At 72.6% G+C, this 20,752-nt stretch carries 22 protein-coding genes; 16 read left to right on the forward strand and 6 right to left on the reverse strand.

Going from position 1 to position 20,752, the window contains the following annotated elements:
- Complete coding sequence (gene rplQ / locus I3F54_RS08960; RefSeq protein ID WP_240118085.1) at positions 1-495, forward strand: 50S ribosomal protein L17; 495 nt, start codon at positions 1-3, stop codon at positions 493-495.
- A 72-nt stretch (positions 496-567) separates the two neighbouring features.
- Positions 568-1,425 (forward strand): tRNA pseudouridine(38-40) synthase TruA, encoded by an 858-nt coding sequence (gene truA, locus I3F54_RS08965; protein ID WP_240118086.1) that lies wholly within the window; start codon positions 568-570, stop codon positions 1,423-1,425.
- A gap of 118 nt (positions 1,426-1,543) precedes the next feature.
- Here the strand turns inward: truA and I3F54_RS08970 are convergent, their stop codons facing one another.
- Complete coding sequence (locus tag I3F54_RS08970) at positions 1,544-2,422, reverse strand: hypothetical protein (protein WP_240118088.1); 879 nt, start codon at positions 2,420-2,422, stop codon at positions 1,544-1,546.
- Between the two features lie 338 nt (positions 2,423-2,760).
- Between I3F54_RS08970 and rplM the strand changes: the two genes are divergently transcribed.
- The 3 genes from rplM (at position 2,761) to glmM (ending at position 5,383) form a co-directional block, all read left to right on the forward strand.
- Entirely contained in the window at positions 2,761-3,204 is a 444-nt protein-coding gene (rplM, locus tag I3F54_RS08975; protein WP_240118089.1) for a 50S ribosomal protein L13, read from the forward strand.
- A gap of 42 nt (positions 3,205-3,246) precedes the next feature.
- Positions 3,247-3,759 (forward strand): 30S ribosomal protein S9, encoded by a 513-nt coding sequence (gene rpsI / locus I3F54_RS08980; RefSeq protein WP_240118090.1) that lies wholly within the window; start codon positions 3,247-3,249, stop codon positions 3,757-3,759.
- Between the two features lie 265 nt (positions 3,760-4,024).
- Positions 4,025-5,383, forward strand: a complete 1,359-nt coding sequence (gene glmM / locus I3F54_RS08985) for a phosphoglucosamine mutase (RefSeq protein ID WP_240118091.1) — start codon at positions 4,025-4,027, stop codon at positions 5,381-5,383.
- A 132-nt stretch (positions 5,384-5,515) separates the two neighbouring features.
- Here the strand turns inward: glmM and I3F54_RS08990 are convergent, their stop codons facing one another.
- On the reverse strand, positions 5,516-6,475 hold the full coding sequence (locus I3F54_RS08990; RefSeq protein ID WP_240118092.1) for a DUF389 domain-containing protein: 960 nt from the start codon (positions 6,473-6,475) through the stop codon (positions 5,516-5,518).
- A gap of 25 nt (positions 6,476-6,500) precedes the next feature.
- A complete protein-coding gene (coaA, locus tag I3F54_RS08995; RefSeq protein ID WP_240118147.1) occupies positions 6,501-7,469 on the reverse strand; it encodes a type I pantothenate kinase in 969 nt (322 codons plus the stop codon).
- A 226-nt stretch (positions 7,470-7,695) separates the two neighbouring features.
- Here coaA and I3F54_RS09000 point away from each other — a divergent pair, with 226 nt between their 5' ends.
- The 3 genes from I3F54_RS09000 to glmS all read left to right on the forward strand — a co-directional run bounded on the left by I3F54_RS09000 (position 7,696) and on the right by glmS (position 11,928).
- Positions 7,696-8,517 carry a hypothetical protein gene (locus I3F54_RS09000; protein WP_240118093.1) on the forward strand — a complete coding sequence of 274 codons (822 nt, stop codon included), beginning with the start codon at positions 7,696-7,698 and terminating at the stop codon, positions 8,515-8,517.
- A gap of 263 nt (positions 8,518-8,780) precedes the next feature.
- Complete coding sequence (locus I3F54_RS09005; protein WP_240118094.1) at positions 8,781-9,977, forward strand: acyltransferase; 1,197 nt, start codon at positions 8,781-8,783, stop codon at positions 9,975-9,977.
- A gap of 103 nt (positions 9,978-10,080) precedes the next feature.
- Positions 10,081-11,928 (forward strand): glutamine--fructose-6-phosphate transaminase (isomerizing), encoded by a 1,848-nt coding sequence (glmS, locus tag I3F54_RS09010; RefSeq protein ID WP_240118095.1) that lies wholly within the window; start codon positions 10,081-10,083, stop codon positions 11,926-11,928.
- Here the strand turns inward: glmS and I3F54_RS09015 are convergent.
- Both I3F54_RS09015 and I3F54_RS09020 read right to left on the reverse strand, forming a co-directional pair.
- Complete coding sequence (locus tag I3F54_RS09015; protein WP_240118096.1) at positions 11,889-12,110, reverse strand: DUF397 domain-containing protein; 222 nt, start codon at positions 12,108-12,110, stop codon at positions 11,889-11,891. The two genes, glmS and I3F54_RS09015, sit on opposite strands and share 40 nt — an antisense overlap.
- 8 nt (positions 12,111-12,118) lie before the next feature.
- Complete coding sequence (locus tag I3F54_RS09020; RefSeq protein ID WP_240118097.1) at positions 12,119-12,970, reverse strand: helix-turn-helix transcriptional regulator; 852 nt, start codon at positions 12,968-12,970, stop codon at positions 12,119-12,121.
- Between the two features lie 226 nt (positions 12,971-13,196).
- Between I3F54_RS09020 and I3F54_RS09025 the strand changes: the two genes are divergently transcribed.
- The 7 genes from I3F54_RS09025 to I3F54_RS09055 all read left to right on the forward strand — a co-directional run bounded on the left by I3F54_RS09025 (position 13,197) and on the right by I3F54_RS09055 (position 19,293).
- Complete coding sequence (locus I3F54_RS09025; RefSeq protein ID WP_240118098.1) at positions 13,197-13,607, forward strand: ATP-binding protein; 411 nt, start codon at positions 13,197-13,199, stop codon at positions 13,605-13,607.
- 164 nt (positions 13,608-13,771) lie between these two features.
- Positions 13,772-14,143 (forward strand): holo-ACP synthase, encoded by a 372-nt coding sequence (locus I3F54_RS09030; RefSeq protein WP_205382471.1) that lies wholly within the window; start codon positions 13,772-13,774, stop codon positions 14,141-14,143.
- An 83-nt stretch (positions 14,144-14,226) separates the two neighbouring features.
- Positions 14,227-15,663, forward strand: a complete 1,437-nt coding sequence (locus I3F54_RS09035; protein WP_240118099.1) for an NAD(P)H-hydrate dehydratase — start codon at positions 14,227-14,229, stop codon at positions 15,661-15,663.
- Between the two features lie 258 nt (positions 15,664-15,921).
- Complete coding sequence (alr, locus tag I3F54_RS09040; protein ID WP_240118100.1) at positions 15,922-17,097, forward strand: alanine racemase; 1,176 nt, start codon at positions 15,922-15,924, stop codon at positions 17,095-17,097.
- Positions 17,098-17,221: 124 nt separating this feature from the next.
- Positions 17,222-18,457: an alpha/beta fold hydrolase gene (locus I3F54_RS09045; protein ID WP_240118101.1), complete on the forward strand. Its 1,236-nt coding sequence runs from the start codon at positions 17,222-17,224 to the stop codon at positions 18,455-18,457.
- A complete protein-coding gene (gene tsaE, locus I3F54_RS09050) occupies positions 18,423-18,935 on the forward strand; it encodes a tRNA (adenosine(37)-N6)-threonylcarbamoyltransferase complex ATPase subunit type 1 TsaE (protein WP_240118102.1) in 513 nt (170 codons plus the stop codon). The genes I3F54_RS09045 and tsaE overlap by 35 nt, the downstream gene beginning before the upstream one ends.
- Positions 18,936-19,074: 139 nt before the next feature.
- Positions 19,075-19,293, forward strand: a complete 219-nt coding sequence (locus I3F54_RS09055) for a hypothetical protein (protein ID WP_240118103.1) — start codon at positions 19,075-19,077, stop codon at positions 19,291-19,293.
- Between the two features lie 139 nt (positions 19,294-19,432).
- Here I3F54_RS09055 and I3F54_RS09060 read toward each other — a convergent pair whose 3' ends face one another.
- Entirely contained in the window at positions 19,433-19,981 is a 549-nt protein-coding gene (locus I3F54_RS09060) for a hypothetical protein (RefSeq protein WP_240118104.1), read from the reverse strand.
- Positions 19,982-20,094: 113 nt separating this feature from the next.
- On the opposite strand from I3F54_RS09060, the gene tsaB reads away from it, so the two are divergent.
- Positions 20,095-20,751 carry a tRNA (adenosine(37)-N6)-threonylcarbamoyltransferase complex dimerization subunit type 1 TsaB gene (tsaB, locus tag I3F54_RS09065; RefSeq protein ID WP_240118105.1) on the forward strand — a complete coding sequence of 219 codons (657 nt, stop codon included), beginning with the start codon at positions 20,095-20,097 and terminating at the stop codon, positions 20,749-20,751.
- The last annotated feature ends 1 nt before the right edge of the window (position 20,752 follow it).

A 20,752-nucleotide genomic window follows, 5' to 3' on the forward strand; every position in this document is an offset into this window, starting at 1 on the left:
ATGCCGAAGCCCACCAAGGGTGCCCGTCTGGGCGGCAGCGCCGCGCACGAGAAGCTGCTCCTCGCCAACCTGGCGAAGAGCCTCTTCGAGCACGGCCGCATCACCACCACCGAGGCGAAGGCCCGCCGCCTGCGCCCGTACGCCGAGCGTCTGATCACCAAGGCGAAGAAGGGCGACCTTCACAACCGCCGCCAGGTGCTCCAGGTCATCACGGACAAGGGCGTCGTCCACACGCTCTTCACCGAGATCGGCCCGCGCTACGAGAACCGTCCGGGTGGCTACACCCGCATCACCAAGATCGGCAACCGTCGTGGCGACAACGCGCCCATGGCGGTCATCGAGCTGGTCGAGGCGCTGACGGTGCAGCAGAAGGCCGTCGGCGAGGCCGAGGCCGCCACCAAGCGTGCGGTCAAGGAGGCCGAGGAGGTCAAGGCGGAGGAGACCACCGAGGCTCCGGCCGAGGAGGCCGCCGCCGAGGAGTCCAAGGACGCCTGAGGTCACGCCTCGCGCTGAGCGGGTCCGCCCTTTTGGGCGGGCCCGCTTTCGCGTACCTGAGAGGATTCCGGTGTGAGTGACGAAGTACAGCCCGGGCATGTCCGCATCCGCCTCGACCTGGCCTACGACGGCACCGGCTTCCACGGCTGGGCCAAGCAGGCCGGCGGGAAGCGGACCGTGCAGGGCGAGATCGAGGACGCGCTGCGCACGGTGACCCGGTCCCCGCGGACGTACGAGCTGACGGTCGCCGGGCGGACGGACGCCGGGGTGCACGCGCGGGGACAGGCGGCGCACGTCGATCTGCCGCGCGAGGTGTGGGCGGAGCACAAGGAGAAGCTGCTCAAGCGGCTCGCAGGGAGGCTCGACCGGGACGTGCGGGTGTGGGCGCTGCGCGAGGCGCCGGGCGGCTTCAACGCCCGGTTCTCGGCGATCTGGCGCCGCTACGCCTACCGGGTCACCGACAACCCGGGGGGCGTGGACCCGCTGCTGCGCAACCACGTGCTGTGGCACGACTGGCCGCTCGACGTGGACGCCATGAACGAGGCGGCCCGGCACCTGCTCGGCGAGCACGACTTCGCCGCGTACTGCAAGAAGCGGGAGGGCGCGACCACCATCCGCACGCTCCAGGAGCTGAGCCTGGAACGCGGCGACGACGGGATCGTCACCGCCACCGTGCGGGCCGACGCCTTCTGCCACAACATGGTCCGCTCGCTGATCGGCGCCCTGCTGTTCGTCGGCGACGGGCACCGGGGATCCGAGTGGCCGGGCAAGGTGCTCGCTGCGGGTGTGCGGGACTCGGCCGTGCATGTCGTACGGCCGCACGGGCTGACGCTGGAGGAGGTCGGTTACCCGGCCGACGAGCTGTTGGCCGCGCGCAGCCGGGAGGCCCGGAACAAGCGGTCGCTGCCGCCGCGCGGGGGCTGCTGCTGAGCGGTGCGCCGGGCGGCCCGCGCCGCTGCCCCGGCTTCCCGCGCGGGGCCGGCCGCCGCGCCCGCCCGACGGTGCCCGGGTGCGGTGCCGTCGGGCCGCGCGGGCGCCGGTCCCGGCACTACTGCTGGGCCGACGCCGACGCCTGGGCCTCGCCGCGGCGGTGGATCTGGCGGAAGGCGAAGTCGGCGAGGTCGTCGCCGGTGCCGAAGACCTTGGTGTCCTTCGCCGTCACGTCCTCGCCGCTGGTGAAGCCGGAGAGTGTGAAGTAGGCGTAGCGGCCGTAGGCGTTGGTGGTGGAACGGCACACGGCGCCGTTGCAGAAGTTCTTCACGCCCTTGCCGGACAGCGCCGTCACGATGCTCTTGGTGTCGGCCTGCTTCTTGGCCTTCAGGGCCTGTGCCTCGGTGTCGAACACGGCCACGCCGACGGTCGACGCGATGCCGTCGACGGAGTAGGTGACGCGTATCAGGCGGGTGCAGCCGTTGGCGGTGAGCACCCTCGGCAGGGTGCCTCCGGCGGCCGTGGCGCACTTCGTGGTGTCGGCCTCCGGGCCCTTCTTGTAGACCGTGGAGCCGACGGTCAGCTGCGTGCCCGGGAAGAGCAGGGCGGGGGAGAGCGGCGCGGTGTCCTTCTGCCTGCTGGAGACGAAGTCCTTCGGGTCCAGCGGCGGTGGCGCACTGGTCGGCTCGAAGGAGGGCGCGGTGGCGGTCTCGCTGGGCAGGGACGCGGTGGACGGCAGGGCGACGGGGCCGTCGGGGTCCGGGCTGCCGTTCGCCGACACCACGGCCACGGCGACGGCCGCGCCGACGGCCAGCGTGGCGGCCACGCCGCCCCCGACGAACAGCATCCGCCGCCGCTTGGTGCGGGCCTCGGACGCATCGGCGAGCGCCGCCCAGTCCGGTGTGTCGCCGGCGCCCTCGCCGCTCCAGCCCTGCTGGGACTGCGGTTTCCAGGGATCCCACTGGGACTGCTGAGGTCCCCCCTGCCCAAAGCTCATGGGGCGCATCCTAGACCGGTGTCCCGACGCGCCATGTCCGGGCTGGACGACGGGGCCGGCCCCGCGGTACCGGGGGCGGCCCGGGCGGGGCAGCAGCGGGGCGGGGCGCCGTGCGTGGTGAGGGGCCGTTTTGACCCCTCAGGGGCGCCCCGGTATTCTGCTTGTTCGTTGTGTATTGGCTTGCTCATTCTCACGGGACGGGCCCTTACACCGGTCCACCGGGCCGATGACCAGCGATCCCACGTTTGCGGTATGCGTCGCCGCCGTGCGATCGAGGCTGTCGTGATCGTTTCGGTGACCTGTTCAGGACCATTCACTCGAAGCGAAGGCTACGAACCGTGCGTACGTACAGCCCCAAGCCCGGCGATGTGACGCGCCAGTGGCACGTCATCGACGCTCAGGACGTCGTCCTGGGTCGTCTCGCCACCACCGCCGCCACCCTTCTGCGGGGCAAGCACAAGCCGATCTACGCGCCGCACGTCGACGCTGGTGACTTCGTCATCATCATCAACGCCGACAAGGTGCACCTCTCCGGCAACAAGCGGACCCAGAAGATGGCGTACCGCCACTCCGGTTACCCGGGTGGTCTGCGCTCCGTCCGTTACGACGAGCTGCTCGAGAAGAACCCCGAGAAGGCCATCGAGAAGGCCGTCAAGGGCATGCTCCCCAAGAACTCCCTGGGCCGTCAGATGCTCTCGAAGCTGAAGGTCTACAAGGGTGACCAGCACCCGCACGCTGCGCAGCAGCCGGTGCCGTTCGAGATCACCCAGGTCGCGCAGTAAGTCCGGCCACCCCCTAAGACTGAAGAGAATCTGAGGAGAATCGTGGCCGAGACCACTGCCGAGCAGCCGCTCGAAGAGCTTGACATCGACAGCTACACCACCGAGTCCGAGGTCCCCGTCGAGGGTGAGTACACCTCGGAGTCCCTCGCCTCCGCCTTCGGCGAGCCCCAGCCGGCCGCCGGCCTGGGCCGCCGCAAGAACGCCATCGCCCGCGTCCGGATCATTCCGGGCACCGGCAAGTGGAAGATCAACGGTCGCACCCTTGAGGACTACTTCCCGAACAAGGTGCACCAGCAGGAAGTGAACGAGCCCTTCAAGGTGCTCGAACTCGACGGCCGTTACGACGTCGTCGCCCGGATCTCCGGCGGCGGTGTCTCCGGCCAGGCCGGCGCGCTGCGTCTCGGTGTCGCCCGCGCCCTGAACGAGGCGGACGTGGACAACAACCGCGGCCCGCTGAAGAAGGCCGGCTTCCTGAAGCGCGACGACCGTGCGGTCGAGCGGAAGAAGGCCGGTCTGAAGAAGGCCCGCAAGGCTCCGCAGTACAGCAAGCGCTAAAGCTTCGCTGCCTGCTCGTACGTTCTCGGGGATCTGGAGCCGACACCTCGTATCCTGGTCCCCTTGCGTACTCCGAACGCCCCGGCGGCACGCCCATGTGCCGCCGGGGCGTTCGTCTATCACAGCCTTCGGGCGTATAACAGCACAAGACGTTGAGCTGCTTGTGCGATCGGATGTCCGGGCGGTGCAGGCCCGGAACGGGACCCCTGTGCACGGGCCGCACCCGCACGGGCGACCGTGACTGACGCTTCCTGTAGGAGGACACGTGGGACGACTCTTCGGCACGGACGGCGTGCGTGGTGTCGCCAACGCGGATCTGACGGCCGAGATGGCACTCGGACTGTCCGTCGCGGCGGCACACGTACTGGCCGAGGCGGGTACTTTCGAGGGCCACAGGCCGACCGCCGTGGTCGGACGGGACCCGCGTGCGTCCGGGGAGTTCCTGGAAGCCGCCGTGGTCGCGGGCCTGGCGAGCGCGGGCGTGGACGTCCTGCGGGTCGGGGTGCTGCCGACGCCCGCGGTCGCCTACCTGACCGGCGTGCTCGGCGCGGACCTCGGCGTCATGCTGTCCGCCAGCCACAACGCGATGCCCGACAACGGCGTCAAGTTCTTCGCCCGCGGCGGCCACAAGCTCGCCGACGAGCTGGAGGACAAGATCGAGTCCGTGTACGAGGAGCACCGCCGCGGCGAGCCGTGGGAGCGCCCGACCGGCGCCGGTGTGGGCCGCGTCCGCGACTACACCGAGGGCTTCGACCGGTACGTCGCCCACCTCGTCGGTGTCCTGCCGAACCGCCTCGACGGCCTGAAGATCGTCCTCGACGAGGCGCACGGAGCCGCGGCCCGGGTCTCCCCGGAGGCGTTCTCGCGGGCCGGTGCCGAGGTCATCACGATCGGTGCGGAGCCGGACGGGCTCAACATCAACGACGGCTGCGGATCGACCCACCTCGGCCAGCTGAAGGCCGCGGTCGTCGCGCACGGCGCCCACCTCGGCATCGCCCACGACGGCGACGCCGACCGCTGCCTCGCCGTGGACCACACCGGCGAGGAGATCGACGGTGACCAGATCCTCGCCGTCCTCGCGCTGGCGATGCGCGAGCGGTCCGCGCTGCGCGCAGGCACCGTCGTCGCGACCGTCATGTCCAACCTCGGCTTCAAGCTCGCCCTGGAGCGGGAGGGGCTGAGCCTCGTCCAGACCGGGGTCGGCGACCGGTACGTGCTGGAGGAGATGAAGCAGCACGGCTACGCCCTCGGCGGCGAGCAGTCCGGGCACGTCATCATCCTCGACCACGCCACGACCGGCGACGGCACCCTCACCGGCCTCATGCTGGCGGCACGGGTCGCGCAGACCGGACGGACGCTGCGCGAGCTGGCGTCCGTGATGGAGCGGCTGCCGCAGGTGCTGGTCAACGTTCCCGACGTGGACAAGGCGCGGGTCGGCGAGTCGGTCGACGTCGCCGCCGCCGTCGCCGAGGCGGAGCGCGAGCTGGGGGCGACCGGGCGGGTGCTGCTGCGTCCTTCCGGCACCGAGCCGCTGGTCCGGGTGATGGTCGAGGCCGCCGACATCGACCAGGCCCGGTCGGTGGCCGGGCGGCTGGCCGACGCGGTGAAGTCGGCGCTCGGCTGATCCACGCCCGCAGGCCGGCACCCGGCCGCCGCACAGCCGTACCGCACGGCGCCGCCGAGCCCCCAGGGGGGTGGGCGGCGCCGTGCGTGCTGTGGACGCGAACCGCCCGTGATCACCGGGAGACCCCCTAGTCTAGGGCGCCTGCCGCTGCGGGCGCCTCGCCGCCGCCCGGCGTACGCGGTGGGACCACAGCCACTTCTGCATCAGCAGCGTGAGGGTGCCCGCGAGCAGGATGCCCCCGAGGTTGGCCAGCAGTTCGCCCGCCGAGCCGTAGGTCTGGCCGAGGTCGCCGTAGCTCAGTGCCACGGCGGCGTTCCCGGCCGCGGGGACGGTCGTCACCGAGATCGCCACGCCGATCAGCGCGGTGGACTTCGCCGAGGTGAGGGACAGCGTGCCCGCGATGCCCGCGAGGAAGGCCACGACGAAGGACATCCGGTCGGGCTTCCAGATGAACGCGGTGTTCGACCGCGGCCGTTCCAGCATGATCTCCCGGAACAGCCCGGCCGCGTCCATCAGCACGCTGAACAGGACGGTCAGCGCGATCGCCAGGGCGAACCCGGCGAGCAGCGCGTACAGGGAGCGTCCGGCGAGGCGCGGGGCGCGTTGCACCACGGCGGTGCAGATGCCCGCGAGGGGCCCGAACTCCGGGCCCACGGCCATGGCGCCGACGATCAGGATGGCGTTGTCGAGCATCACACCGCAGGCGGCGAGTATCACCGCCAGCGTGATGAAGGCGACGTAGGTGATGCTGAACGTCGACTCCTCGTGGGTGACCTCCGTCAGCTGCTCCCACACCACCGCGTCCGCGCTCTCGCCGGGTGCCTCGTGCTCGGCCTGCTCGGCCCGCTGGGACAGCTCCAGGTCGACGGTCTCCACGGCGATGGAGCCGCGCTCCTGGATGCCGAGCGCACGCAGCTCCCGCAGTATCTCGTCGCCGGCCTCGCGCACGACGTCGCACAGGATCATGTCGCCCGCCGGTTCGCGGGCGGCGCCGGTCAGCACGGCCAGGTTGGCGGTGCCGACGCTGTTCTCCAGCAGGCCCACCACCGCTTCGGTGCGATCCGCGGGGGTGATCAGGCGCAGATGCAGCATGTGGCTGTTGTAGCAGGGCGGGCGTTCACAACTTGCGCAGGCTGAGCCTTTGCACCTTGTGGTCGGGGCCCTTGCGCAGGACCAGTGTGGCCCGGCCGCGGGTGGGGGCGATGTTCTCCACCAGGTTGGGCTTGTTGACGGTCCGCCACATGGTGCGGGCGTAGTCGAGGGCCTCTTCCTCGGAGACCTGGGTGTACTTGCGGAAGTACGACGACGGGTTCTGGAACGCGGTCTCGCGCAGCTTGCGGAAGCGGTTGAGGTACCAGTGCTCGATGTCCTCGGCGCGGGCGTCGACGTACACGCTGAAGTCGAAGTAGTCGGCGAGGCCGACCCGGGTCCGGCCGTCCTGGCCGGGCAGGGCGGGCTGGAGGACGTTCAGGCCCTCGACGATGAGGATGTCGGGGCGGCGCACGGAGAGCTTCTCGCCGGGGACGATGTCGTAGATGAGGTGGGAGTAGACGGGTGCGGTGACCTCGTCCTTGCCGGCTTTGATGTCGGCGACGAAGCGGGTCAGGGCGCGGCGGTCGTAGGACTCGGGGAAGCCCTTGCGGGACATCAGGCCGCGCGCCTGGAGTTCCCCGGTGGGCAGCAGGAAGCCGTCCGTCGTGACCAGTTCGACCCGCGGGTGCTCGGGCCAGCGGGAGAGCAGCGCCTGGAGCAGGCGTGCGACGGTGGACTTGCCGACGGCGACGGATCCGGCGACCCCTATCACGAACGGCGTGCCGGACTGGGTGCCCTGCTCCCCGAGGAAGGTGTTCAGCGCCCCGCGCAGGCCGTCGGTGGCGCCGACGTAGAGGTTGAGCAGGCGGGACAGGGGGAGGTAGATGTCACGCACCTCGTCGAGGTCGATGACGTCACCCAGACCGCGCAGCTTCTCCACCTCCTCGGCACTGAGTGGCAGCGGCGTCTTGTCGCGCAGGGCGCTCCACTCGGAGCGGGTGAGGTCGACGTAGGGAGTCGCCTCCGGGCGCTGCCGGTGGGCGCTCCGGGGCATCGAGGAGACCGGAGAGATCACAGTTCATTGTTAACGGACTTCGCACGGTCGGCGGGGTGGCCTCCGTCACGTGGTGCTCTCGGACAGGGGTGGTATGTCACGCGCATGTCACGGGTGGATACCAGCTCCGGTGCCTGTTGATCATGCGTGCCCTTGATGCGCGTAAAGTGCGGGCAAAGCCCCCGGCGGGTATGCGCCGCGGGCCCGACAGGAAGAGCCGTACCCCGTGACATCCACTGCCGTGCGCCGCACTGCCCTCGCTGCCTCCGCCGCCGCCCTCGCCCTGCTGGCCACTGCCTGCGGCGGCTCCTCGGACGACGCCGGCAAGTCGGGCGATGGCAAGACCGCCGAGGCCGGCGGGTCCGCCTCCGCGGCCGCTTCCGCCGATGCCTCCGCAGCCCCCTCGACCGCCGCCGCGAAGGCGCTCACCGCCGCCGAGCTGCAGAAGGCCGCGCTGACGCAGGCGGACGTCAAGAGCGGCACGATGATGGAGAAGCTCCCGGCGCAGGACCAGGTGGCCCAGGACAAGGTGAAGGCCGGCAAGGCGGAGTGCGCGCCGCTCGCCCAGCTCCAGGCCGGCTCCTACGTCGGCAAGCCCGCGGCCACCGTGTCGCGCAAGTGGATCGGCGACCCGAAGAAGCCCGCCGCGGGCGCGAGCGAGGAGGAGAAGTTCCTCGCCGGTCTCAACAAGTCGATGGTCGTGCTGACGCTGGCGTCCTACGCCGACGGCGGTGCCGAGAAGGCGATGAAGGAACTGACCACGGCCGCGACCCAGTGCGCCGGCGGCTTCGAGTTCTCCGTGAGCGGCGCCTCGACGAAGGACGTCAAGGTCGTCAAGACCGACGCGCCCCAGGGCGCCGACGAGGCCCTGGCCGTGACCATGACCATGGACGCGGAGGGCACCCGCGCCCCGGTCAAGGGGGTCGTCGTGCGCAAGGGCGCGACCCTGGCCTACCTCCCCGCCGTGAACATGGCCTCCGCGGCCAGCGGTGACGACTTCGACTTCCCCGCGGAGCTCGTCCAGGCGCAGCTCGCCAAGCTCGGCTGATCCACCGTCGCCTTTCCCACCGGGTCGTCGTCGCCCGGTGGGAGCCGCGCCGGCGCTGACGCCCGGTGGGAGTCACGCCGGGCTTCGGCGCACGGTGGTGGGCGTCCGGCGCCGGGTGGGTGACCGTCCGGTGCCGGTCGTGTGCCGAGTTCCGACACGCCGGGCCGCGGAAAGGCCCCCGGGTGGTGGGGGATGCGAGCCTGCCGTTCGTACGAGCGGGTCGCCGGCCTGCACCGCACGAGGCGACGACGGACGGTGAGCGAATGAGCCAGGCGGACGGTACGGAACTCCTCGACGCGCCCACGGGCCGCAGAGGTGGGGACGGGGGCGCCGCGCGGGCGGTCCTGCCGGCCCCGTCCCTCGCACCGGACGCCGACCGGACGAGCGGGCAGCGGCTGGCGGCGCTGGACGGACTGCGCTTCGCCGCGGCCCTGTCCGTGGCGCTCTTCCACTTCATCGGCCAGAGGCCGTCGACCGTGGTGCGGATCTGGGGCCGGCCCTATCAGAGCGTCTTCCCCGAGGCGCACGCCTACTTCGCCTACGGCCGGCTCGGTGTCGACCTGTTCTTCCTGATCAGCGGGTTCGTCATCTGCATGAGCGCATGGGGCCGCAGCCCGCGCTCCTTCTTCATCTCCCGTGTGACCCGCCTGTATCCGATGTACTGGATCGCGATCGGGGTCTCGGCGTGCGTGGTCTACGCCGTCGGCAGCCCGTTCGTGCGCCGCCCCGTGTGGGACCTGCTCGCCGACCTCACGATGCTTCAGAGACCGCTGGGTGCCGGCAACCTCGACCCGGTGTACTGGACGCTCTGGCCGGAACTGTGCTTCTACCTCGCCTTCGCGGTCCTGGTGTGGAAGGGGCTCACGCACCGGCGCGTGGTGGTCTTCTGCGGGATGTGGACGGTCGCCGTGGCGCTGGCCCGCTCCGCCGGCATCCCGCTGCTCCCACTGCTGGTCAATCCGCCGTCCGCGCCCTACTTCATCGCGGGCATGGCCTTCTATCTGATGTACCGGTTCCGCCCCACACCGCTGCTGTGGGGCATCGTCGGGATGTCGTGGCTCATGGCGCTGCACTTCCTGCTGGCCCCGGACGGAGGCCGCAACAGCTGGGCCGCCTGGGCTCCCTGGCGCGGCTGGCTGATCCTCGTGATCACGGTGTTCTTCCTGCTGGTCGCCGCGATCGCGCTCGGCTGGACCAGCGGGATCCGCTCACGGTGGCTGACCGTCGCCGGGACGCTGACCTTCCCGTTGTACCTGCTGCACGACGTCGCCGGGGTGGCCGTCCTGCACCACTACCGCGACCGGGTCGACCCCTGGACGCTGGTCACGCTCACGATCGGCGGACTCGTCCTGCTGTCCTACCTGGCCCACCGCTTCGTGGAGCGTCCCCTGGCCACCCGGATGCGGCGCTGGCTGACGTCGGCCGACTTCGGGCTCCCCGCACCGCCCCGGCGTCCCTGAACGCACAACAGGCTCCGCGGGGCGTTCGTACCCTCGTGGGAATTTCCGAATTCGGGCACGAGAGCGGGGATTCGGGCGACTGACGGGCCGTAGGCTGCCCGCCATGTGCGGAATCGTGGGATACGTGGGGGCGCAGCCGGCGCTCGATGTCGTGATGGCCGGACTGAGGCGCCTGGAGTACCGGGGGTACGACTCGGCCGGCGTCGCCGTCCTCGCGGACGGCGGGCTGGCGGCCGGCAAGAAGGCCGGAAAGCTCGTCAACCTGGAGAAGGAACTGGTCGACCGGCCGCTGCCGACGGGCACGACCGGGATCGGGCACACCCGCTGGGCCACCCACGGAGGCCCGACGGACGCCAACGCCCATCCCCACCTGGACAACACGGGCCGGGTGGCCGTCGTCCACAACGGCATCATCGAGAACTTCGCGGTGCTGCGGGCCGAACTCGCCGAGCGGGGCCACGACCTGACCTCGGACACGGACACCGAGGTGGTCGCGCACCTGCTGGCGGAGGAGTTCTCGGCCACCGCCGACCTCGCCGAGGCGATGCGGCTGGTGTGCCGGCGGCTGGAGGGCGCCTTCACGCTGGTCGCGGTGCACGCCGACGAGCCGGACGTGGTCGTGGGCGCCCGCCGCAACTCGCCGCTCGTGGTCGGTGTCGGCGACGGCGAGGCCTTCCTCGCCTCCGACGTCGCCGCCTTCATCGAGCACACCCGCTCCGCGGTCGAGCTGGGCCAGGACCAGGTCGTGGAAGTGCGCCGGGAGAGCGTGACGGTCACCGGCTTCGACGGCAGTCCGGCCGAGGTCCGCTCCTACCACGTCGACTGGGACGCCTCGGCCGCCGAGAAGGGCGGCTACGACTACTTCATGCTCAAGGAGATCGCCGAGCAGCCCAAGGCCGTCGCCGACACCCTGCTGGGCCGGATCGACGCCGCCGGCTCCCTGACCCTGGACGAGGTCCGCATCTCCCCGGCGGCGCTGCGCGAGATCGGCAAGGTCGTCATCGTCGCCTGCGGCACCGCCTTCCACGCCGGCCTGATCGCCAAGTACGCCATCGAGCACTGGACGCGCATCCCCTGCGAGGTGGAACTCGCCAGCGAGTTCCGCTACCGCGACCCCATCCTCGACCCGCAGACCCTCGTCGTCGCCATCTCGCAGTCCGGCGAGACGATGGACACCCTGATGGCCCTGCGGCACGCCCGCGAGCAGGGCTCCAAGGTGCTCGCCATCTGCAACACCAACGGCTCGACCATTCCGCGCGAGTCGGACGCGGTGCTCTACACGCACGCGGGCCCCGAGGTCGCCGTCGCGTCGACCAAGGCCTTCCTGACCCAGCTCGTGGCCTGCTACCTGGTCGCCCTCTACCTGGGCCAGGTGCGCGGCACCCAGTGGGGCGACGAGATCCGCGCCGTCATCCGGGACCTCGCGCAGATCTCCGGCGCGGTCGAGCGGGTGCTGGAGACCATGGAACCGGTGCGGGCGCTGGCCCGGTCCCTGGCCGGCAAGAACACCGTCCTCTTCCTCGGCCGGCACGTCGGCCACCCGGTGGCGCTGGAGGGTGCGCTGAAGCTCAAGGAACTCGCGTACATGCACGCCGAGGGCTTCGCGGCGGGCGAGCTCAAGCACGGGCCGATCGCGCTGATCGAGGACGACCTGCCGGTGGTGGTGGTCGCGCCGTCACCGCGGGGCCGGTCCGTCCTCCACGACAAGATCGTCTCCAACATCCAGGAGATCCGGGCCCGCGGTGCCCGCACCATCGTGATCGCCGAGGAGGGGGACGAGGCCGTGGTCGCCTACGCCGACCACCTCATCCGCATCCCGGCCACGCCGACGCTGCTCCAGCCCATGGTGGCGACGGTGCCGCTCCAGGTCTTCGCCTGCGAGCTGGCCACCGCGCGCGGCAACGAGGTGGATCAGCCCCGCAACCTGGCGAAGTCCGTCACGGTGGAGTGACCGTCCTTCAGGGCTCCCACGAAGCGGGCGAAGGCCCCGGCCGGAACAGTGAGAACGGCACCGGCCGGGGTTTTCGAGTCGCGGATGGCTATGTGGGCGTCGGCCTCGGCGACCTCGACACAGGCGTTGCCTTCGCCTCCGCCGGAGTAGGACGACTTCTTCCATGAGGTGGGGGTGTTCATGCCGGTCCTCACAGCTCCTTCGCCAGCCTGTGGATGAAGTCACGCGAACGGTCCGGTTCGAGTGACACTTCCCTTACTCTACGGAAAAGCGTTCGAAAGTGGCCGAGTTGGGCCTCGGCGTCGACGAACACCGTGCCGTGGGGTCCGTCGCGCACCACGGTGTCGAGCCGGGGGAGTGGACCTCCCGCGTACACCATGGCGCTCCCGGCCCCGGCGAACCCTTCCAGGGTGAAGGGGATGAGCCGGACGGTGACGTGGTCCGCTTCTGACAACTCCAGAACGCGGGTGAGCTGAGCGCGAGTTGCCTGGCGGCTGCCGACGTTGATGCGCAGTGCTGCCTCGTGGGTCACCGCCTCGTACGGGATCGGGTCCGTGCGCTCGATGATGACCCTGCGCCTCATGCGGTGTTCCACGCGCCGCTCCACCTCCTCCGCCGGGAACTCCGGGTTGACGTAGGAGAAGAGCGCCCGGGCGTACTCCTCGGTCTGGAGGAGTCCCGGGATGTGCAGGAAGTCCGCGTCCCATCGGTAGCTGGAGTGATGCTCCAACTCGGCCAGGTCCAGATAGGGCGTGGGCAGGAGGCCCCGGTACTCCTCCCACCAGCCCCGTGTGCGGCCGCTCGTCATGGCGGCCAGAGCGTCCACCAACTCCTCGTCCGTGCAGGTGTAGTGCGCGGTGATCCGGCGGAGGCGCTCCTCGCTCAGTCCTGCGAGGCCGGCCTCGATCTGGCTCACCTGGGCTGAGTCCGTCCCGAGCAGTGCGGCGGCATCGCGCCCCTTGAGTCCTGTCGCCTCGCGGAGTTTCCTCAGTTCGGCGCCGAGGCGCTGCTGGCGTGCGGTGGGCTGCTGCCTGCGTGGCATGGCTTCCTTCCCGGCCTCAACTTCCCTGAGCCAATGACTCGTTCGAGCGGGAGATTACGGCAACGGCTTGCACGGGACCAAGTTTGGTCCCTACTGTCGGTCACGCAAAGCGCACTCTGCGCATCTCCGGGTCATCGGAAGTGCACCGCTCCGTCCTGCCGTGACGGCTGCGGCAATGACACCGTCGGCCCGCTCAACCCCCCACCGACACAACGGAGTCACTCGCATGTCCGAGAACGAGCCGTGGGAGTACGCCCTCCACATCCCGAACGACCCGCGCGCCGTCACCGTCTGCCGCCGCACCCTCCGTCTGGTCCTCACCCTGCACGGACTGATCGGGCTCGTCGATGTCGCCGAACTGCTGGCGGCGGAGCTGGTCTCGAACGCCGTGCGCCACACCGCGGGCCCGGCCGCGCTGCGGGTGCGCTGGGTGCCGCCGGGGACGTTGCGCATCGGGGCCTGGGACGCGGACCCCGAGCCGCCGGAGCCCCCGGTGCCCTGGGAGGCGGGCGTCCATGCGGAGGAGGGCCGGGGGCTGGCCCTGGTACGGGCCTGCTCCGACCTGTGGGGGTGGCAGCCGCTGGCCCGCCACGGCACGCGGGGCAAGTACGTCTGGTGTGAACTGGCAGCGGCCTGAGGCCTTCCGCCCGGGTGCACCGCCGTCTCGCGGGTCGTCCGGCCGCCCCCGGCGCGGCGGGGGACGACGCGGAACGCCGCGCCGTTCCCGTGAAGTCGCCGCAGGCCGGCGACCTGTGGCGACGGTCGGCCCGGTCGTTCCTCCGCGGCCGTAGGGTGCACGGCATGAGCATCATCGGGGTCGGTATCGACGTGGCCGAGATCGAGCGTTTCGCGGCGTCGCTGGAACGCACGCCGGGGCTGGCGCGGCGGCTGTTCGTGGACGGAGAGCTGCTGCTTCCCGGAGGGGAGCGGCGCGGAGTCGCCTCCCTCGCCGCCCGGTTCGCCGCCAAGGAGGCCCTGGCCAAGGCGCTCGGCGCCCCGGCCGGACTGCACTGGACCGACGCGGAGGTGTACGTCGAGGACAGCGGGCAGCCCCGGCTGAGGGTGCGCGGCACGGTGGCGGCGCGCGCCGCTGAGCTGGGTGTGCGGTCCTGGCACGTCTCCCTCAGTCATGACGCCGGGGTGGCCTCGGCGGTGGTGGTCGCCGAGGGGTAGGGCCACCGGGCCGAGACGGGCGCCGTCGGCGGATGCGCGCGTCCCGGCACGCCGCGGGAGGGACGTGGGGAAGACTCGGTGCCATGCGGACTGCGTACAGCGTGGAGACGGTAAGGGCGGCCGAACGGGAGCTGATGGCCCGGCTTCCACAGGGCGCGTTGATGCAGCGGGCCGCCGCCGGGCTCGCCGCCGCGTGCGCCGACCTGCTCGGGCGGGTCTACGGCAGCCGTGTGGTGCTGCTCGTCGGCAGCGGTGACAACGGCGGCGACGCCCTGTACGCCGGTGCCCGGCTCGCCCGCCGCGGCGCCGGTGTCACGGCCGTCCTGCTGAACCCGGGGCACGTGCACGCCGCCGGGCTGGCCGCCCTGCGCCGGGCCGGAGGCACGGTCACCGGGACCGGGGACGCCCCGGCGGCCATCGACCGGGCCGACCTCGTCGTCGACGGCATCGTCGGGATCGGCGGAACGGGCGGGCTGCGCCCGGAGGCGGTGCCGCTGGCGGACGCCGCCGAGCGGTCGCGGGCCGCCGTCGTCGCGGTCGACCTGCCCAGCGGGGTCGACGCCGACACCGGGGAGGTACACGGCGCGGCGCTGCGGGCCGACCTGACGGTCACCTTCGGCACGCACAAGCCGGGCCTGATGATCGATCCGGCGCGGGATCACGCCGGGTCCGTCCGGCTCGTCGACATCGGCCTGGCGCTGCCCGGGGAGGCGGAGCTGGAGGCGTTGCAGCACGCGGACGTGGCCAGGCTGCTGCCGGTGCCGGGGGCGGAGAGCGACAAGTACCGCAGGGGCGTCGTCGGGGTCGCGGCCGGGTCCGCGCGCTATCCGGGTGCCGCCGTCCTCGCCGTCTCCGGGGCGCTGCGGGGCGGCGCCGGTGCCGTGCGGTACGTCGGGCCGGCGGGCGGCGCGGTCATCACGCGCTTCCCCGAGACCCTCGTCTCCGACAAGGGGCCGAAGGCCGCGGGGCGGGTGCAGGCCTGGGTGGTCGGGCCGGGGGCCGGGGACGACGCGGCCACCGTCGCCGAGGTACTGACGGCGGACGTCCCCGTGCTGGTCGACGCGGACGGACTGAGGCTGGCGGAACGGGACACGGTCCGCGCGCGTACGGCGCCGACGCTGATGACCCCGCACGCCGGGGAGGCCGCCGCGCTGCTCGGTGTCGCCCGGGAGGAGGTCGAGGGGGCCCGCCTGGATGCGGTGCGGGAGCTGGCGGGGCGGTACGGGGCGACGGTGCTGCTGAAGGGCTCGACGACGCTGGTCGCCTCCCCCGGGGGTCCGGAGCCGGTGCGGGTGAACGCCACCGGGACGTCGTGGCTGGCCACGGCCGGCAGCGGGGACGTCCTGTCCGGGCTGGCGGGGTCGCTCCTCGCGGCCGGGCTGGCGGCGCGCGACGCGGGGAGCGCGGCGGCGTATCTGCACGGGCTGGCCGGCAGGATCGCGGCCGTGGGGGCGCCGGTGGGCGCGCACGACATCGCCGAGGCGATTCCGCGGGCCTGGCGGGACGTGCGGGACGTGTGACGGGCCGCCCCGGCGGGGAAACGCCCGCGGCCGCCCGGACCGGGGTGGCCCGGCGGGGACCGTCCGCGGCGGCCCGCCGCCGTCGCCGGTGGCTGCTCCGGTGGGGTGACCTGCCAGCGTGGCCGCATCCGGCCCGGAGGAACGGCGCGTTTGTCTGACCTCATGATCAGCGCACGTGCCGCCCGGCGTCTCGCGTCCCGGCCCCACGCGCGGACGGCCCGGGGGCCCGCCGGGCCCCTCTGAGACACTGGGGGCGCTATGAGTGAGACAGACAGCCGGCGGACCGCGCCCCTGCGGGCCCGCGCCGAGATCGATCTGGCCGCCCTGCGGGCCAATGTGCGGGCCCTGCGCGCACGGACGCCCGGTGCGGCGTTCATGGCCGTGGTGAAGGCCGACGGGTACGGCCACGGTGCTCTCCCGTGCGCCCGCGCGGCGGTCGAGGCGGGGGCCACCTGGGTGGGCGCGGCCACGCCCGAGGAGGCCCTTGCGGTGCGCGCCGATCCCGGCGTACCCGCCGACGTGCGCGTCATGTGCTGGCTGTGGACGCCCGGCGGGCCCTGGCGGGAGGCGGTCGACGCCGGCATCGACGTCTCCGTCAGCGGCATGTGGGCGCTGCGGGAGCTCGTGGCGGCCGCACGCACCGCGTCCCGGCCCGCGCGCGTGCAGCTCAAGGCCGACACCGGCCTCGGGCGCAACGGCTGCCAGCCCGGGGACGACTGGACGGCACTCGTCGCCGAGGCGCTGCGGGCGCAGGCCGAGGGGCTGCTGACGGTCACCGGCCTGTGGTCCCACTTCGCCTGCGCCGACGAGCCGGGGCACCCCTCCATCGCCGCCCAGCTCTCCCGCTTCCGGGAGATGACCGCCTACGCCGAGCGGCAGGGGGCGCGCCCCGAGGTGCGGCACATCGCCAACTCCCCGGCCGCGCTGACCCTGCCCGAATCCCACTTCGACCTGGTCCGTCCGGGCATCGCGATGTACGGCATCTCGCCCAGCCCCGAGATCGGTGCCCCCGCCGACTTCGGACTGCGCCCGGCGATGACGCTGTCCGCCTCCCTCGCCCTGGTCAAGCACGTCCCGGGCGGCCACGGCGTCAGCTACGGTCACCACTACGTCACGCCCGGCCCGACCACCCTCGGTCTCGTCCCGCTCGGGTACGGCGACGGTGTGCCCCGGCACGCGTCCGGCGCCGGACCGGTGCTCGTCGAGGGCAAGTGGCGTACCGTCGCGGGACGCATCGCGATGGACCAGTTCGTCGTCGATCTGGGCGGCGACGCGCCGGAGCCGGGTGCCCGGGCCGTCCTGTTCGGGCCCGGCGACCAGGGGGAGCCCACCGCCGAGGACTGGGCCCAGGCCGCAGGAACGATCGCGTACGAGATCGTCACACGCATCGGCGCGCGCGTCCCGCGGGTCCACCGCGACGACGGAGGCCGTTGACACGGGCCGGGCACGGCGGCCGGCGGGCGGCGCGAGCCGGTGAACTCGGTTCGGCAACGGGCCGGATGAACGGTGAACGAAGCGGGTAACCGCCCGAGGGCAGGACGGCGAAGAGGAGCGGTACGTGAGCGAGAGCACTGCGGAGGCCGTCGCGGCCGCCGCCTCCGCCGTGGCGGTGCCCGGCGGCTGGCGCAGGGCGACCGGCCTCGCCGGCGCCGCGATAGGCGTGGTCGCCGCGGGCGCGGCCGCCGGCGTCGCCATAGAGCGGATGACCGTCGGCCGCGGCATGCGGCGCAAGGCCCGGCTGGCGCTGGACTCCGCGGGCCCCTTCGGGACCCTGCGCGGCACCCCCGGCAAGGCGGTCGCCGACGACGGCACCGAGCTGTACTACGAGGTCGACGACGTCGAGCCGGAGGGCGGGCCCGCGCCGCGCAGGCGCCGTCTGTTCGGGCGCAAGGCGCCGCTGCCGGTCACCGTCGTCTTCAGCCACGGCTACTGCCTCAACCAGGACTCCTGGCACTTCCAGCGCGCCGCGCTGCGCGGCGTCGTCCGCACCGTTCACTGGGACCAGCGCAGCCACGGCCGTTCCGGGCGCGGCGTGGCCCAGACGCAGGACCGGGTGCCGGTCGACATCGACCAGCTGGGCCGCGACCTGAAGGCCGTCATCGACGCGGCCGTGCCCGAGGGCCCGATCGTGCTGGTCGGTCATTCCATGGGCGGCATGACGATGATGGCGCTGGCCGCCCAGTACCCCGAGCTGATCCGGGACCGGGTCGTGGCCACCGCCTTCGTCGGGACGTCCTCCGGACGGCTCGGCGAGGTGAACTTCGGACTGCCCCTCGCCGGCGTGAACGCCGTGCGGCGCGTCCTCCCGGGCGTGCTCAGGGCGCTCGGCCAGCAGGCCGAGCTGGTGGAGAAGGGGCGGCGGGCCACCGCCGACCTGTTCGCCGGGATCATCAAGCGGTACTCCTTCGCCGGCCGGGACATCGACCCGGCCGTCGCCCGGTTCGCGGAGCGGATGATCGAGAGCACCCCGATCGACGTGGTCGCCGAGTACTACCCCGCCTTCGCCGACCACGACGAGACCGAGGCGCTGGCCCACTTCCGGCAGATGCCGGTGCTCGTCCTGGCCGGGCTCGACGACCTGGTGACGCCCAGCGGGCACAGCGAGGTCATCGCCGACCTGCTGCCCGACGCCGAGCTGGTCCTCGTCCCGGACGCCGGGCACCTGGTGATGCTGGAACACCCGGAGGTGGTCACCGACCGCCTCGCCGACCTGCTCACCCGCGCGGGTGCCGTGCCCGCAGGGGCTACGGTGGGTGGCTATGGAAGCACCAGCAGCGCCGCATCCTCACGCTGAGATCCGGCTGACCGTCACCTCCCCCGAGCAGATGCGCGACCTCGGTCGCCGACTCGCCAAGCTGCTGCGCGCCGGTGACCTGGTGATGCTCAGCGGGGAGCTCGGTGCCGGCAAGACGACCCTGACCCGCGGGCTCGGCGAGGGTCTCGGTGTGCGCGGTGCCGTCACCTCCCCGACCTTCGTGATCGCCCGCGTGCACCCGTCCCTCGGCGACGGCCCGCCGCTCGTCCACGTCGACGCCTACCGCCTGTCCGGCGGGCTGGACGAGATGGAGGACCTGGACCTGGACGTGTCGCTGCCGGACTCCGTGGTCGTCGTGGAGTGGGGCGAGGGCAAGGTCGAGGAGCTGACCGAGGACCGGCTCCAGGTCGTCATCCACCGGGCCGTCGGCGACACCACCGACGAGGTGCGCCGGGTGACGCTGACAGGGCTGGGAGAGCGGTGGACGGCCGCCGACCTCGGCGCCCTGTCGGCCTGACACCGCCCGTACGGTCCCGACAGGTCCCGACAGGCTGTCGGCAAGATGTTGCGCAGGGCGTGCCCGGCGTGGTCACATGGTATCCCGTTCGTACTTAGGTGTACCTAAGTACGTCCGCCCCCATGTTGAGGAGGCGTTCATGCCGGCCACCGACAGCACGCCCCCGCCGCACCGCCCCCACCCGGTCGCGGGACCGTCCATGCAGGACCTGCTGGCCGCCTGCGCGGCGGCCGACGCCGTCTCCCGGCCGCCACGGGACGCCGACGCCCGGCAGCCCCGGGAAGCCGCCGGCAGGCAGCCGCGGGAGACCGCCCCGCACCGCACGGGGCGGACCGGACGACAGCGCAGAGTGGCCTGACCCCGCGCCCCCGCCCCGACGCGCTACGGCGAACGGGGCACGCCGCGCCGAAGGGTCCCCGGATCCGTGGTCCAGGCGGTGGAGTGCGCCGTCGCCGGGCCGGAGGCCCGCCGGTACCGCGCCGGGCCCGCGAGCGCCCCTAGCGGATCACCACGACGCGCCGCCCGATCGTCGCGAAGCTCCACATCGCGTCGCCGTCCGCGCGCTTCTCGCGGATGCCGCCGGTGCGCAGCGTGCGGTCCGGAGCCCGGGTCGGCTCGCGCACCGCCGCGCTGAACCCGATGGTCACGCCCCCCACGCTGGTGAAGCGCACGACGTGCTCGACGGGCAGGCCGTCGGTGCCGGTGATCGCGTTCGAGCGGGAGGTGACGGCGTAGGTGCCGGGTTCCGGGTCCACGGTGCCGGGCTGCACGGTGAACGTGCGCCGCACCGTGCCGTCGCTCCCGACGAGCCACACCCGGTTGTCGTCCACCGAGTACACGACGCGCTGACCGGTACCCGAACCGGCGGGCAGCGCCGTGGAGTTCCGGGTGTCGCGGGGCGCCTGGGACGCGGCGGGCGGGATGCTCGGCCGTGCTCCGCCCGGCCGGGCGGGGACGGTCGCGGAGGCCTGCCAGGCGAGGAAACCGACCGTCGCGACGGCCGCCGCGGTGAGCCCGGCGACGATTCCGGAGCTGCTGCTTGCCACCGTTGCCCACCTCAGTGATCGCGTCGTACCTGGTGCCTGCGCCGACCGTAGCAGCAGGGGCCGGTCCCACCGGGACGTCCGACACGGAGCCCGCGGCGCCGTAGGCTGTTCGCGTGCTCTTGCTCGCTCTGGATACCGCCACCCCAGCCGTCACCGTCGCCCTGCACGACGGGACGGACGTCATCGCCTCGTCGAGCCTGGTGGACGCGCGCCGGCACGGAGAGCTGCTGCTGCCGGCCGTGGACCGCGTGCTCACCGACTCCGGGCTCGCGCTGGACGCCGTCACCGCGATCGTCGTCGGTGTCGGCCCCGGCCCCTACACCGGGCTGCGGGTCGGACTGATGACCGCCGACACCTTCGGACTCGCGCTCGGCGTCCCCGTGCACGGCGTGTGCACGCTGGACGGGCTCGCCTACGCCGCGGACATCGACCGGGGCCCCTTCGTCGTGGCGACCGACGCCCGGCGCAAGGAGGTCTACTGGGCGACGTACGCGGACTCCCGCACCCGCCTGACCGACCCGGCCGTGGACCGGCCCGCCGCCATCGCCGCACAGGTCGAGGGCCTGCCCGCGGTCGGCGCGGGTGCGCTCCTGTACCCGGAGGTCTTCCCGCGCGTGCACGAGCCCGAGCACGTCTCCGCCGCCGCCCTCGCCCGCCTGGCCGCCGAGCGGCTCGCCGCGGGCGAGGAACTGCCCGCGCCCCGGCCGCTGTACCTGCGCCGGCCCGACGCCCAGGTCCCCAAGAACTACAAGGTGGTCACCCCCAAGTGAC

It is taken from the genome of Streptomyces sp. MUM 2J (assembly GCF_022414535.1).
Classification (GTDB): domain Bacteria; phylum Actinomycetota; class Actinomycetes; order Streptomycetales; family Streptomycetaceae; genus Streptomyces.

What these genes read in the sequence shown, in the direction of transcription:
- rplQ (WP_240118085.1), top strand. Translation starts at nt 1, where the DNA reads ATGCCGAAGCCCACCAAGGGTGCCCGTCTGGGCGGCAGCGCCGCGCAC.
- I3F54_RS08970 (WP_240118088.1), bottom strand. Translation starts at nt 2,422, where the DNA reads ATGAGCTTTGGGCAGGGGGGACCTCAGCAGTCCCAGTGGGATCCCTGG.
- I3F54_RS08990 (WP_240118092.1), bottom strand. Translation starts at nt 6,475, where the DNA reads ATGCTGCATCTGCGCCTGATCACCCCCGCGGATCGCACCGAAGCGGTG.
- coaA (WP_240118147.1), bottom strand. Translation starts at nt 7,469, where the DNA reads ATGCCCCGGAGCGCCCACCGGCAGCGCCCGGAGGCGACTCCCTACGTC.
- I3F54_RS09005 (WP_240118094.1), top strand. Translation starts at nt 8,781, where the DNA reads ATGAGCCAGGCGGACGGTACGGAACTCCTCGACGCGCCCACGGGCCGC.
- glmS (WP_240118095.1), top strand. Translation starts at nt 10,081, where the DNA reads ATGTGCGGAATCGTGGGATACGTGGGGGCGCAGCCGGCGCTCGATGTC.
- I3F54_RS09015 (WP_240118096.1), bottom strand. Translation starts at nt 12,110, where the DNA reads ATGAACACCCCCACCTCATGGAAGAAGTCGTCCTACTCCGGCGGAGGC.
- I3F54_RS09020 (WP_240118097.1), bottom strand. Translation starts at nt 12,970, where the DNA reads ATGCCACGCAGGCAGCAGCCCACCGCACGCCAGCAGCGCCTCGGCGCC.
- I3F54_RS09025 (WP_240118098.1), top strand. Translation starts at nt 13,197, where the DNA reads ATGTCCGAGAACGAGCCGTGGGAGTACGCCCTCCACATCCCGAACGAC.
- I3F54_RS09030 (WP_205382471.1), top strand. Translation starts at nt 13,772, where the DNA reads ATGAGCATCATCGGGGTCGGTATCGACGTGGCCGAGATCGAGCGTTTC.
- I3F54_RS09035 (WP_240118099.1), top strand. Translation starts at nt 14,227, where the DNA reads ATGCGGACTGCGTACAGCGTGGAGACGGTAAGGGCGGCCGAACGGGAG.
- alr (WP_240118100.1), top strand. Translation starts at nt 15,922, where the DNA reads ATGAGTGAGACAGACAGCCGGCGGACCGCGCCCCTGCGGGCCCGCGCC.
- tsaE (WP_240118102.1), top strand. Translation starts at nt 18,423, where the DNA reads ATGGAAGCACCAGCAGCGCCGCATCCTCACGCTGAGATCCGGCTGACC.
- I3F54_RS09055 (WP_240118103.1), top strand. Translation starts at nt 19,075, where the DNA reads ATGCCGGCCACCGACAGCACGCCCCCGCCGCACCGCCCCCACCCGGTC.